The sequence below is a fragment of the Marinobacter sp. E2 genome (genome assembly GCF_055755345.1).
The window spans coordinates 25,423-38,699 of sequence record NZ_CM146911.1; the positions used below are offsets into that span (position 1 = coordinate 25,423).

General features: G+C 65.5%; 10 protein-coding genes. 7 read left to right on the forward strand and 3 right to left on the reverse strand.

The features are described 5' to 3' along the window. Window positions 1-87 precede the first annotated feature (87 nt). Window positions 88-873 carry an SDR family NAD(P)-dependent oxidoreductase gene (locus AC0J1C_RS00070; protein WP_473045034.1) on the forward strand — a complete coding sequence of 262 codons (786 nt, stop codon included), beginning with the start codon at window positions 88-90 and terminating at the stop codon, window positions 871-873. A gap of 34 nt (window positions 874-907) precedes the next feature. On the opposite strand, the gene AC0J1C_RS00075 is transcribed toward AC0J1C_RS00070, so the two are convergent. After that, entirely contained in the window at window positions 908-1,198 is a 291-nt protein-coding gene (locus AC0J1C_RS00075; RefSeq protein WP_473045035.1) for a DUF6482 family protein, read from the reverse strand. Between the two features lie 137 nt (window positions 1,199-1,335). Between AC0J1C_RS00075 and AC0J1C_RS00080 the strand changes: the two genes are divergently transcribed. Beyond that, window positions 1,336-1,785: a DUF4864 domain-containing protein gene (locus AC0J1C_RS00080; RefSeq protein WP_473045036.1), complete on the forward strand. Its 450-nt coding sequence runs from the start codon at window positions 1,336-1,338 to the stop codon at window positions 1,783-1,785. A gap of 9 nt (window positions 1,786-1,794) precedes the next feature. Here AC0J1C_RS00080 and folM read toward each other — a convergent pair whose 3' ends face one another. After that, window positions 1,795-2,502, reverse strand: coding sequence for a dihydromonapterin reductase (gene folM / locus AC0J1C_RS00085; protein WP_473045037.1), 708 nt, complete (start codon window positions 2,500-2,502; stop codon window positions 1,795-1,797). 112 nt (window positions 2,503-2,614) lie between these two features. Here folM and AC0J1C_RS00090 point away from each other — a divergent pair, with 112 nt between their 5' ends. Together AC0J1C_RS00090 and AC0J1C_RS00095 are read left to right on the forward strand one after the other, a co-directional pair. After that, complete coding sequence (locus tag AC0J1C_RS00090) at window positions 2,615-4,324, forward strand: VRR-NUC domain-containing protein (RefSeq protein WP_473045038.1); 1,710 nt, start codon at window positions 2,615-2,617, stop codon at window positions 4,322-4,324. 2 nt (window positions 4,325-4,326) lie between these two features. Next, window positions 4,327-6,618, forward strand: a complete 2,292-nt coding sequence (locus tag AC0J1C_RS00095) for a helicase C-terminal domain-containing protein (RefSeq protein ID WP_473046583.1) — start codon at window positions 4,327-4,329, stop codon at window positions 6,616-6,618. Here AC0J1C_RS00095 and cra read toward each other — a convergent pair. Continuing rightward, on the reverse strand, window positions 6,539-7,573 hold the full coding sequence (gene cra, locus AC0J1C_RS00100; protein WP_473045039.1) for a catabolite repressor/activator: 1,035 nt from the start codon (window positions 7,571-7,573) through the stop codon (window positions 6,539-6,541). The two genes, AC0J1C_RS00095 and cra, sit on opposite strands and share 80 nt — an antisense overlap. Before the next feature lie 149 nt (window positions 7,574-7,722). Between cra and ptsP the strand changes: the two genes are divergently transcribed. The 3 genes from ptsP to AC0J1C_RS00115 are packed head-to-tail and all read left to right on the forward strand — an operon-like array spanning window position 7,723 to window position 13,276. Then, entirely contained in the window at window positions 7,723-10,554 is a 2,832-nt protein-coding gene (gene ptsP, locus AC0J1C_RS00105; protein ID WP_473045040.1) for a phosphoenolpyruvate--protein phosphotransferase, read from the forward strand. Continuing rightward, a complete protein-coding gene (gene pfkB, locus AC0J1C_RS00110) occupies window positions 10,554-11,519 on the forward strand; it encodes a 1-phosphofructokinase (protein WP_473045041.1) in 966 nt (321 codons plus the stop codon). Before ptsP ends, pfkB begins: the two co-directional genes overlap by 1 nt. Beyond that, on the forward strand, window positions 11,516-13,276 hold the full coding sequence (locus tag AC0J1C_RS00115) for a PTS fructose-like transporter subunit IIB (protein ID WP_473045043.1): 1,761 nt from the start codon (window positions 11,516-11,518) through the stop codon (window positions 13,274-13,276). The genes pfkB and AC0J1C_RS00115 overlap by 4 nt, the downstream gene beginning before the upstream one ends. The last annotated feature ends 1 nt before the right edge of the window (window position 13,277 follow it).

Consider the following 13,277-nt stretch of genomic DNA (forward strand, 5'->3'; position numbering starts at 1 on the left):
CAAAGGTTACCGTATGTGACCTCAGATGCCGATAACCGAACATCGATGCCAACAAGCGAACACCCAGGCAACCGAGGAGACAGCGCAATGTGGACACTGATTACCGGGGCGAGCTCCGGCATCGGCCGGGCCCTGGCCCTGGAGCTGGGGCAACAGGGCCATAACCTCCTGTTGTCCGGTCGCGACAAGAGCCGGCTGAGCCAGGTGGCGGAAACGATCCGGGAGCAATCGCCTGAAAGCCGGTGTGAGATCCTGCCTGCCGATCTCTCCGATCCGGGCAGCACACGGGAAATGGCGGCCAGGATCGGCGATGTGGTGGAACGCCTCGATGCTTTCGTGTACTGCGCCGGCATTGGCGAGCCGGCACCGGATTTCGCCAGCCTGGAACTGATTGATTTCCAGGAAGCGCTGGCGGTGAATGTCTCGGCGCCCCTGTTGCTTTGCCAGCAGCTGCTCCCACTGATGCGTGGTGGCGATGCGGCGTCGCGCATCGTGATGATCGGCGCGGGCATGGATAAACAGGCCCAGCCTGGGACGGGCAGCTATGGCATCAGCAAGATGGCCCTGCGTCGGCTGGTGCGCCAGATGGCGGTGGAATTCGATACCATGGCGGACGGCCCGGTGGTCAGTCTGTTCCAACCGGGGTTGGTGGACACACCGGGCATCCGGAAGCACATCGCCAAGGCGGAAACCCTCGACCTGCCCCACGGCCGTTGGCTGGCGGGTCGGCTTGACGCCGGCGAATGCCTCACCGCGGAGCAGGCGGCCAGCGCTTTGGTCTTCACCCTCAGGCAGGTGCCCGACAGCGATTTCCACGGAGCGGTCTTCAATGGCCGGGATCTGGTGGACTCGCTGTCGTTCGTAGCCAGTTAACGGGGCCCGGAGGCCTCATCAACCTCGCTGCAGGCTAGAGCGGCACCCGCATGGTTTCCGAACCGCTCTCCGGCATGCCGATCATCTCATCGGTGCCGGTGGGCGGAATCACCTCGGTCTGATCCACCTGGTAATCGTGGAAATATTCCCTCACTGCGCAGGCGCCGGAAAACATCACCGGCTTGTCGTACGCGTCGGTGAGCACGTAGCCCTGACCGTCCAGGTAAAACCGCGCCATGTAATAGCGGCCCTCCATGGACACAATTTCCAGCAGGGAAATGCGGTCGTGTTTGTGGGATCTCAGCTCGCCGGTATCCATATGCATGGGAAGTCTCCCGCAGGTTTGTTGTCGTAAATACCTGTACGGCAGATCCTGGCAAACAGGTCATATAATGATCAGAAAAGGGAGGCGTCCAGGGCAGGTCGTATTGATCCGTGAACGAGCAACCACGAGGTGGTGCTATGAGATACAAACAGGAGCAGGTCGGGACCCCACCGGCCCTATGGCTGCTGGCGGCGGTCTTCGCCTCGGCACTGGCCTGGGCGGCCGGCGTTCAGGCCGATAGCGCTGACAAAGACGCGGACATCCAGGAAACCATCCTCCGGCAGATCGAGGCGTTTGCCAACGATGATCGTGAACAGGCCTGGGCCTTTGCCTCCGAAGGTGTCAAACGACGTTTTGGTTCGTCCGATGTCTTCGTCGCCATGGTACGGGAGGCCTATCCGGCGGTGCACCAGGCCACGGCCATCGAGTTCACCGAACGGGTGCCCCACGGCGCCTTCGAAATTCAGGTGGTGCGTTTGCAGGGCCCCGATGGCAAGCGCTGGGATGCCTACTACCGGATGGTGATGAGCGAGGGCGACTGGAAAGTTGCGGGGGTGCGGTTGCACCCCGCCGAGCTGGGTATCTGAACCCGGGCTTCAGGCCAGATGCCGGCCCCCGTCCAGCGGCAGCGTGCGGCCGGTAATGTAAGGGTTGTCCAGCAGGAACTGGATGGTGTCTACGGCCACCCGGGTGCCCGGTTCGATGCCCATCAGGGATTTTTTCAGGGTTTTCTCCCGGTATTCGGCGCTGTCGTCCTCGTTGAAGATGATCAGCGAAGGGGCCAGGCTGTTCACCTTCACCCTGGGCGCCAACAACCGCGCAAACGACAGAGTGAGGTTGGTCAGCGCCGCCTTGCTCGCCGCGTAGGCAATGTGTTTGGCGCTGCCCTTCTCCACAACGTAGTCGGTCATGTGAATGATATCGGTGGTCGAATCCCCCCTCTCAAGCAGATCCCGGCAGGCCAGGTTGATGCGGTAGGGCGCCATGGCGTGGATCTGCATCATGGCGCTCATCACGGCTTCTGGTGGCTGGTCGGGATTTTCCGGGAGCCAGTCGGAGGCATTGTGGATGATGGCTCGCAAGTGGTCGGTCTCACTCCGGAGTGTCTCGATAAACCGGTCGATGCCCTCGTTGGTGCCAAAGTCCGCCTGTATGCAGCAGGCGCCGGCTTGCCGTAGTTCGTCGATTCCCGGCCGGTGCGAGCGATAGGTGGCAATTACAGGCTGGTTGCGGGACAGGCAGGCTTTGGCGTAGGCCAGGCCAATTCTCTGGCCGGCACCAGTGATCAGGATGGGGGCGGTCATGTTATGTTTCCACTGTTGAAGCAATCATACGCACTACGTTGTTTCCGCCATTGCGGGTCAGTGGAACTTTCCAACATCTTCTCCCAAATCCAACTTTTTCATGGCTGAATCAATGGCAGCACTGAGCGTTGTCAAGGCGAAACCCGGTACCGCAGATCTGAACAATCCGCTGTACTACCTCGAGAACATGGAGACCGTGGTGGGCTGGGTGTACCGTCATCACCCGGACCTGCTCACCCCGGAGGAAGGTGACCGGCTGGCGGACTTTACCCGATTGACGGTGCCGGCCCGGGCCCTGTTGACCCGGATGGTGATGCGCTCGGGTGAATTGTTCCGCACCGACAAGCTGCATTACCCGGAGCTTGGCGCGCCGGCGTCGCAGGCGCTGGCCGAGCTGGCTGGCACCGGCTGGCTGGACGCCGAACCGTCGGTGAGCCTGGATGACCTGTTCAGGCTGTTCACCCTGGCCGAACTGCGCCCCGTTTTCGCCGACACCCTCAAGGGCGCGGGCGCGCCCCCCTCCCTCCCCAAAGCCCAGGTGCGTGAGACGTTACGCGCCCGATTTCCCGATGCGCGGTCCATTGAAGACTGGCTGGGTGCGGGTCAGCCAGGCGTCGTGAAGCTGAACACCATGGCCCTGTTCGATCGGGTCCGCCTGATGTTTTTCGGCAATCTGCGCCAGAGCTGGTCGGATTTCGTGCTCGTGGAGCTGGGTCATCAGCGCTATGAAACCGTCCCCTTTACACCGGAATCCCGGGCGTTCCAGCACCGGGCGGAAGTGGACCTGTACCTGGCCATGCATCGGTGCCGTGAATGGCTGGATGAGGGCCTGCCCCCCCGGGAGGTGTGGCCAGAGGTGCCGCCCCCTTCCGATAACGCCTGGCTGGCCAGCCGCCGCGACCGGCTGCTGCTGGAGCTGGGCCGCCAGGCCGAGCGTCAGGGTGATCGGGAACTGGCCCTGGAGGCCTTTTCTGTCAGCAGCCACCGGGAGGCCCGGCTGAAGCAGCTGCGCCTGCTGGAGCGGATGAAACGGTTCGCTCAGGCCTGGAAGATCGCCACCGCCTGGGACGCAAAGGAGCTGAGCGACGCCGAAGTCCAGGGGCTCGGTCGAATCCTCCGGCGGCTGGCCCCAAAGGTTGGAGAACCGGCTCCGGTAGCGGCCGCCTCGCCTGCCATTAGCGAAACCGTTCTCACCTTGCCAAAACCCGAGGCAGGGTCGGTGGAGCACGCCGTCCAGCAGCACCTGTCGCGGCCCGATGCACCCGCCTACTACGTGGAGAACACCCTGATCAACGGGCTGTTTGGTCTTTTGTGCTGGCCAACGATCTTCGCGCCGGTGCCTGGGGCTTTCTTCCATCCCTTCCATGTGGGGCCGGCGGATCTGACCCGGGAAGATTTTGTCAGCCGGCGACGCCTTGCCCTCGAGCAGGCCTTCGGCTATCTGCAGGATGGCAGCTACCGGCAGCGTATCCTCGATCATTACCGGGCCAAGTACGGCATCAGCAACCCGTTCGTAGTCTGGCCGGTGCTCACCGAAGACCTTCTGGAGGTGGCTCTGGACTGCCTGCCGGCCGACGACCTTGAGAAGCTGTTCCGTCGCCTGCTGCGCAACATCCGGGAGCACCGCAGCGGCCTGCCCGATCTGATCCACTTTTTCCCCGACCGAACCGATGGCGTTAAACGCTACGAACTGATCGAGGTGAAGGGCCCGGGGGACCGATTGCAGGATCACCAGGTGCGCTGGCTCCAATTCTTCGCCCGGGAGGGGATGCCCGCCAGCGTCTGCTACGTGCGCTGGCAAGCGGAAGAGGAGGCCGGATGACCATCAAGGTAGCCGTCCGGACGCTGTGCGAATTCGCTGCCCGCCGGGGCGACCTGGATTTCAGGTATACGCCCGCACCCACTGCCGAGGAGGGCATCGCCGGCCATCAGGCCATCCAGTCGCGGCGTGGCTACGGCTATCAGAGTGAGTACCCGCTGACCGGTGAGTGCCTCGGGTTGACGCTGTCCGGGCGCTCGGATGGCTACCACCCGCACGCGGGTCGGCTCGAGGAGATCAAGACCCACCGGGGCGACCTCTCCCGCATCCGCGAGCACCAGCGGGCGCTCCACCGGGCCCAGTTGCGGGCCTACGGTGCCCTGCTGTGCCGCCAGGAGCAACGAGCCAGCGTGGAGCTGGCGCTGATTTACTACGATACCGGTAAGGACCGGGAAACCACCGTGGTGGAAACCGCCACGGCGGGAGAGCTCTGGCAGGAGCTGGAAGACCTGTGCGGGCGCTATCGGGCCTGGGCTGAACAGGAGGAACACCACCACGAGCAGCGTAACGCGCTGCTGGCCGGCCTGACTTTCCCATTCCCGACGTTTCGCCCGGTGCAACGGCGGCTGGCGGAAACGGTGTACAAGAACACGGTGCGATCCGGCACGCTGCTGCTGGAGGCGCCCACTGGCCTGGGCAAGACCCTGGGTACCCTGTTCCCGGCCCTGAAGGCGATGCCGACCACCGGCCAGGACCGGCTGTTCTACCTGACCTGCCGCAACACCGCCCGCCAGTTGGCCAGGGAGGCGGTGGCCCGGTTGCACGATGCCCAGGACAGTCCGGCCTGGCCGTTGAGGACCCTGGAGCTGGTATCCAGGGACGACGCCTGTGAGCACCCGGACAAGGCCTGCCATGGCGAATCCTGCCCGCTGGCAAAAGGCTTCTTCGATCGGCTGCCGGATGCCCGCGCCGAGGCGGCACAGACCCGGGGCGTTCTGGACCAGGCCGCGCTGGCGAGGATTGCCGCCGGCCACGACATCTGCCCCTATTTTCTGGCCCAGGAAATGGCCCGCTGGAGCGATCTGGTGATCGGTGATGTGAACCGGCTGTTCGATCAATCCGCCCTGCTCCATGGCCTGCTTCGCCAGAACAACTGGAAGGCTGGCGTGCTCGTGGACGAGGCCCACAACCTGGTGGACCGCGGCCGGGGCATGTATTCGGTACGGCTGGACCAACAACGGTTGTTGCGGTTGCGCAAATCCGCGCCGAAGGTGCTGAAATCGGCGCTGGATCGTACCGCCCGGGCCTGGCAAAGCCTGATTCGCGACCACGGGAACGAACAGGACGCGCCGGTGTTCCTGGATACCTTGCCGGGGCCGCTGATCGGTGCTCTCCAGGGTCTGGTTTCCAGTCTCACCGATTACCTGGCGGAACATCCGCCCGATCTGGCCCTGCAGGAGCTGCTGTTCGAAAGCGTGGCTTTCATGAAACTGGCGGACACCTTCGGTGACCACTCCCTGTGTGAGTTCCAGCGTGCTGGCCGGGGCCGCGCCAGCGTGAGTATCCAGAATCTGATTCCGGCCGATTTCCTGCGGGAGCGGTTCGAGGCCGCGCATTCGGTGCTGTTGTTCTCCGCCACCCTGAGCCCCGGGGTGTATTACCGGGACCTTCTGGGCTTGCCGGACCATGCCCGCTTTGCCGCACTGCCCAGTCCGTTCAACGCCGACCAGCTACAGGTACAGTTCACGCCCGGCATCAGTACCCGCCAGGTTCACCGGGAGGCATCGCTGGTACCGATTGCCTACCTGATTGCCCGCCAGTTCCGCGAACGGCCCGGGCATTACCTGGCGTTCTTCAGCAGCTTTCAGTACGCCCGGCAGGTCAGTGAAGCACTGGCCCGGCAGGCGCCGGACGTGCCCCAGCGCTCCCAGCAGCCGGGCATGTCGGCACAGCAGCGGAGCGAGTTTCTGGCCGGATTCCGGGAGCCGGCGGGCGCGGTGGCGTTTGCGGTGCTGGGCGGGGTGTTCAGCGAGGGCATTGATCTGCCCGGTAACCAGTTGATCGGCGCCTTTGTGGCCACCCTCGGTCTGCCACCCTTCGATGCCTGGCACGAGCGGCTGAAGGTTCGCCTGGAACAGCGTTTCCAGGCTGGCTACGACTACACCTACCAGGTTCCAGGATTGCAGAAAGTGGCCCAGGCGGCAGGCCGGGTCATCCGGACACCGGAGGACCGGGGCGTGATCTGGCTGATTGACGACCGCTTCCTGCAGCCCGGTGTCAGTCGGCTGCTGCCCCGGTGGTGGTTTGCGGAGCCCGCGGGCCCGCCGCTCTCGGGCGAGTCTTCAGCGAACGGTTGATGGTGACCGTTTTGCACGGGGTTCCGGGCACCAGCGCCGCCATGGCCTGATCAAGGGTCGCCCGGGCGATGGCTTCGTGGTCCTGGGGCAGGGAATTGACCGAAACCGGCAGGAAATCCAGCAGCCGGTCATCGCCGAAGGTGGCCAGGCGTAGCTGCTCCGGTAGCCCTCCCGGAAGCTCAAGCAACACGTCCAGTACCCCCTGAAGCAGCGTGTACGAGGCGGTGACCAGCGCGTCCGGCAGCCCGTCTTCGCGAAGAATCCGCCGCATCATGGCGGCACCGGAATCCCGGTCGTAATGGGAGCCGCTCTCGATGAGCGTGGAGACGCCGGCCTCGCCAGCGGCGGCCTGAAAGCCTGCCCGCCGGTCCCGGGTCATCGCCAGTTCCGGTACGGCATCCAGCCACGCGATGCGGGCGGTGCCAGGCGCGAGAACCGAGTGGGTCAGTTCGTGGGCCGCCGCGCGGTTGTCGCTGAGCACGCAGTGCAACTGATCGGGTGACTGGGCCCGATCCACCGCCACCACCGGCAATCCGGCCTTTTGTAATTGCGGGTAGAAGGGGTCGTCCGGCGCCAGCGCGCTAGCCACGATCAGGGCATCGCAGCGCCGGGCTTTCAGGGCTTTCGCAAGGGCTTTCTCGGTGGCGGGATTGTCGTCGGAGCCGGCAATCAGCAACTGATAACCCTTGGCCCGGGCACCCTGCTCGAGCAGCTTGGCCAGCCGGGCGTAGCTGGTGTTTTCCAGATCCGGAAGGATGAAGCCAAGCGTGCGGCTGGCCCCACCCCGAAGGGCCGCGGCCTGGGTATCCACCTGGAAGTCATGGGCCTGTGCCACTGCCAGCACCTTGTCGATGGTTTCCGGTTTGATGCGCCGGGCCGGCCCCTGCCCGTTTAGCACGTAGCTGGCGGTGGTTCGGGATACGCCGGCCAGTCGGGCCAGTTCCGCAAGCGTCATGGTGAACCGCTCCCCTCAAAGATTGCTTGATTTCTGATCATATCTGTTTCATGATCGATTTTAAGCATGCTGACACGATTCAGCAAACAAAAACGACGAGGCGTTACCAGAACGGAACGCGCAACCAGAACAAAAAGCGAGGCACGCACATGCTGACGCTCACTGCCAACGACGTTCGACTGGGTGCCAGGGCCACTGACTGGCAGGATGCCCTGACCCAGGCAGCCCGAGACCTTGAACAGGCCGGCCGAACCGCCACCGCTTACCGGGACGGCATGATGGCCCGGGAACAGCAATCCTCCACGGTACTGGGCAACGGCATCGCCATTCCCCACGGCACGCCCCAGAGCCGCGAGGCGGTGCTGGCCACCGGTATCCGGCTGCTGCAGTTCCCGGATGGCGTCACCTGGCACGACGGCGCCCGCGTTCACGTGCTGGTGGCCATCGCCGCCCAGTCAGATGAACATCTGGAGATTCTCCGCCACCTCACCCGCGTGCTGGACAAGCCCGGCCTTGCCGACAAGCTCGCCCGGGCAACGGAGGCGGAGGAACTGGTGGCGCTGTTGTCGAAAGCGCCAACGGTGGCCAGGTGCGACAGCGAGACCCTGTGCCTGGGCGTCGACGCCACCACCACTAATGAGCTGGCCCTGGTGGCGGCAGCGCGTCTGCAGCGCCTGAACTGCGTCGGCACCGACTTCCTCGCCAGTATCATCGGTCAGCCGCCAGTGGACCTGGGCCAGGGCTTCTGGCTGACCCACCATACCGTTGGCGCCCGGCGTCCGACCCTGGCTCTGGCCACTCCGAAGCGCACCTCTCCCGAACTGCAAGGGGTGTTCTGCCTGGCTGGCCCCGGCGACGAATGCCACGACCTGCTCGATCGTATCGATCACTTCCTGGCCAGCGGCGAGCCGATCGACGGCCTGAGCGCCGAGGCCGTGCTGGCCAGACTGTCCGGCGAAGCGGCCGATGCGGTCACCGCCAGGGTGACCCTGCTCAATACCCACGGTCTGCACGCCCGGCCCGCCAAACAGCTGGTGCAGGAGGCGCGTCGCCACAATGCCGCCATCCGGATTCGACTGCTCGAAGGCGACGGCAGTGCGGTATCGGCCACCAGCCTCACCCGGGTGATCGGCCTGGGCGCTCGCCGGGGCCAGACGCTCCTGCTGTCGGCCACCGGCGACGAGGCCGAAACGGCCATCCAGGCCCTGACCCGGGCCATTGAGGAAGGCCTTGGCGAAACGGTGTCGCCCCTGCGTCAGGCCGAGCGGCCGTCCTCCGAGTCGAAACCCCAACCCGCTGAACCCCTGGCCGATGACCAGCCTGTGAAAGCCGTGGCGGCCTCGCCGGGCCTGGCGCTGGCGCCGGCGTTTGTCATGCGCCAGCCGGTACTGGAATACCAGGCATCCGCAGCCGACAGCGAGCACGAGATCCAGCGTCTGAACCGGGCCCTGGACGACTCGGATGGCCAGCTGCGGAGCCTGATCCGGCAGGCTGAAGGCGGGGAGGCCGCGCCGATTCTCTCGGTGCATGTAGAAATGCTGCAGGACGAGGACCTGTATCAGGCGGCACTGGAAGCGATCAACGAAGGCAGCTCCGCGGAGGCCGGCTGGTGGCAGGCCATCGATACCGCGGCCCGGGCCCAGGAAGCCCTGGCCGATCGCCTGCTGGCGGAACGGGCCGCGGATCTTCGGGATGTCGGCCGCCGGGTGCTGGCGAATCTCTGCGGTGTCGCCATGCCGACACCACCGGATACACCCTATGTGCTGGTGGCCGACGATCTTGGGCCATCGGACGTGGCCCGGCTCGACACCACCCGGGTGCGGGGCCTGGTCACTGCCCGGGGCGGCGCCACCTCCCACAGCGCCATCCTGGCACGGGCCCTGGGTTTGCCGGCGGTGGTGGGTGCCGGGGAGCGCATACTGACCATCCCCGAGGGTGCCAATCTGGTGGTGGACGGTGAACGCGGCTGCCTGGTGCCGAACCCCGGTGTCGAGCGCTGCGAGAAGATCCGGCGGCGTTTGCAGCAACTGGAATCCCTGCAGGCGGAAGCCCATGAAAACCGGCACCAGCCGGCCACCACCCTAGATGGCCACACCATCGAGGTCTGCGCCAACCTGGGCAATACCGCCCACACGCCGGACGCCGTGGACCGCGGCGCCGATGGCGTTGGCCTGCTGCGTACCGAGTTTATTTTCATGGCCCACCCGGAAGCGCCCGATTCGGCCACCCAGGTCCGGGAGTACCAGCAGGCGTTCGATGCGTTGAACGGCCTGCCGCTGGTGGCGCGCACCCTGGATGTAGGTGGTGACAAACCCCTGGATTACTGGCCGCTGCCCCAGGAAGACAACCCGTTCCTGGGCATGCGGGGTATCCGGCTCTCGCTGACCCGCCCGGACATCCTGGAAACCCAGGTTCGGGCCCTGCTGACCGCCGCCGGCGACCGGCCCCTTCGCATCATGTTCCCCATGGTGAAGGATCTGGAGGAGTTCCGTGCAGCCCGGGCCATCGTCTCCAGGGTGCAGGCGGAAGTAAGGGCCAGTGATGTCCAGGTGGGCGTGATGATCGAAGTGCCTTCCTGTGCCCTGCTGGCTTCCACCCTGGCGCCGGAAGTGGACTTCTTCTCGGTTGGCACCAACGATCTGACCCAGTACACCCTGGCCATCGACCGTGGCCACGGCCAGCTGTCGGCGGAATCGGACGGTCTGCACCCCTCGGTGCTGCGGCTGATCCGCATGACCGTGGAGGCGGCCCATGCCCACGATCGCTGGGTTGGGGTGTGCGGCGAGCTGGCGTCGGACCCCCAGGCCATTCCGGTACTGGTGGGCCTGGAGGTGGACGAACTGTCGGTGACCAGTCGCCGGGTGCCCCTGGTGAAGGCCTGTATTCGAGGCCTCAGCCTTGAAAATGCCCGTCGCCAGGCCGAGGTCGCCTTGTCCCTGGCAACTGCGTCCGAGGTGCGTGATGCCCTGGAGGCCTGGTGATGGCCAAGGTTCTTACTGTGACCCTTAACCCGGCCCTGGACCTGAGTGTCGAAACTCCGGTGCTGGTTCCGGGCGAGGTCAATCGCACCGGCAATACCCGGCTGGAGCCGGCCGGGAAGGGCATCAACGTGGCCCGTGTGCTGGCGAGCCTGGGCCATTCGGTCACGGTGTCCGGCCTCCTGGGCGAGGCCAATGCCGGTCCTTTCGAGCGCCTGTTCGAGGTTGAGGGCCTGGATGACCAGTTTGTGCGTATCCCGGGCCAGAACCGCATCAACATCAAGATCGCCGAGAACGGCGGCCGGATGACTGACCTGAACGGGCCCGGGTTCCACGTGCCGGATGACGCCCTGAAACGCCTGCAAGACCGGTTGCCCCCGTTGCTGAAAGCCTGTGACGCGGTGGTGATTGCCGGCAGCCTGCCCGCGGGCCTGCCGGCGCCTGCGATGGCAAGCCCGATTCGGCAGGCCGCGGATGCCGGCAAGCCCGTATGGCTGGACGCCAGTGGCGAGGGCCTGAAGGCCGGTCTCAAGGCGGGGCCTTTCGCCGTTAAACCCAACACTGAGGAACTGTCGGAATGGCTGGGCGAGCCTTTGACGGACCTGGCTTCTGTGGCAAGCGCGGTTGCCCGTCTGCATGACAGCGGTATCGCCAGCGTGGTGGTGTCCATGGGCGCGGACGGCGTGCTGTGGTCCTCACCCGGGGGCAGACTGCGCTCACAGGTGCCGCCGGTGCCGGTGGTCAGTACCGTGTGTGCCGGCGATACCCTGCTGGCGGGCATGCTCCACGGCGTGCTCGCAGGCCAGCCCGATGCCGCAGTATTGACGTTTGCCACTGCCCTGTCCGCTGAATGTGTGCGCCATAGCGGGGTCGGAAACCCCGGGGCGCCGGACTTTTCTTCCCTTCTCCAACAGACCCGGGTGCAGGCATGGCCCGAGGACAACAAGACCGGAGAGATGCCGTTATGAACCTGATCATTGTGACTGCCTGCCCCCAGGGCGTGGCAACCCGTTTTCTGGCCGCCCGGGCCCTGGAGCGGGCCGCGAACCGGCGTGGCTGGTCGGTAACCACCGACAGCCGGGGGCCGGATGGACAAGCGGACAGCTTGCCCGATGCGGCCACGATCGAGAATACCGATCTGGTCATCGCCGCGCTGGGCGTGCCGGTGAATCTCGATGCCTATGCCGGCAAACCCCTCCTGCAGGTGCCGGTAACGGCGGCGCTTCCGGATCCGGACGCCATTCTCGACCGGGCGAGGGCAGAAGCCGCGCCCTGGGATCCGGCCAGCGCCGGCGCGCCACCGGCCTCCTCTGGCGCTGAGGAGAGCCGTGCCTCGGCCGGCAAGCGCATCGTCGCGGTAACCGCCTGCCCCACCGGTGTTGCTCACACCTTCATGGCCGCCGAGGCGCTGACCGCCGCGGCGGAATCGGCAGGCCACCGGATCCGGGTGGAAACCCAGGGCTCGGTAGGCGCCCAGGACCCCCTGACCGGCGATGAGATCGCCAACGCCGACGTGGTCATTCTGGCCTGCGATATTGAGGTGGACCCGGGCCGGTTTGCCGGCAAGCGGGTGTGGCGTACTTCCACCGGTACGGCCCTGAAAAAACCCGCCGATACCATCCGCGATGCCCTGGCCGAGGCGGAGGTTCTTGAGTCTGGTCCCCAGAAGGCGGCCAGCAGTGCCGGCGGCGAAAAGCGGGGGCCCTACAAGCACCTGCTGACCGGCGTGTCGTTCATGCTGCCGATGGTGGTGGCCGGCGGGTTGCTGATTGCCCTGTCGTTCGTGTTTGGTATTGAGGCCTTCCAGCAGGAAGGCACCCTGGCGGCGGCTCTCATGCAGATCGGCGGTGGCACTGCTTTCAAGCTGATGATTCCGCTGCTGGCGGGCTATATCGCCTGGTCCATTGCCGACCGCCCCGGGCTGGCGCCGGGCATGATTGGCGGCTACCTGGCCGGTGAACTTGGCGCGGGTTTTCTGGGCGGCATTGCCGCCGGCTTCCTGGCCGGTTACGTGGCCCGCTTTATCAGCCAGAAGCTGCCCATGCCCGAGAGCATCGAGTCCCTCAAGCCCATCCTGATCATTCCTTTGCTGGCCAGCCTGGTGACCGGCCTCGGCATGATTTACGTGATCGGCGAGCCCATGGCGGCGATCATGGACGCCCTGACCTCGTTCCTGGAAAGCATGGGTACCACCAATGCCATCCTGCTCGGCGGTATCCTCGGTGCCATGATGTGCTTCGACCTGGGCGGGCCCGTGAACAAGGCCGCTTACACCTTCGGGGTCGGGCTGTTGTCGGAAGGCAGTGGCGGTTCAGCCCCCATGGCGGCAATCATGGCCGCAGGCATGGTGCCGGCCATCGGTATGGGCGTGGCCTCCTTCGTGGCGCGGCGCAAATTTGCCGAGGCCGAGCGCCAGGCCGGGCGGGCGTCGTTTGTGCTGGGCCTGTGCTTCATTTCGGAAGGCGCCATCCCCTTCATGGCCAAGGATCCCTTGCGGGTGATTCCGGTGTGCATGATTGGCGGAGCCATTACCGGCGCGCTGTCGATGCTGTTCGCCGTAAAGCTGATGGCGCCTCATGGCGGCCTGTTTGTGCTGGCCATTCCCAATGCGGTGAGCGCGGTCCTGCCCTACCTTCTGGCGATTGCCGTGGGCTCGCTGGTGATTGGATTTGGTTACGCGCTGGTGAAAACCGGCAAGGCAGAAGTGGCGGCTGCGGCAGGTTAAC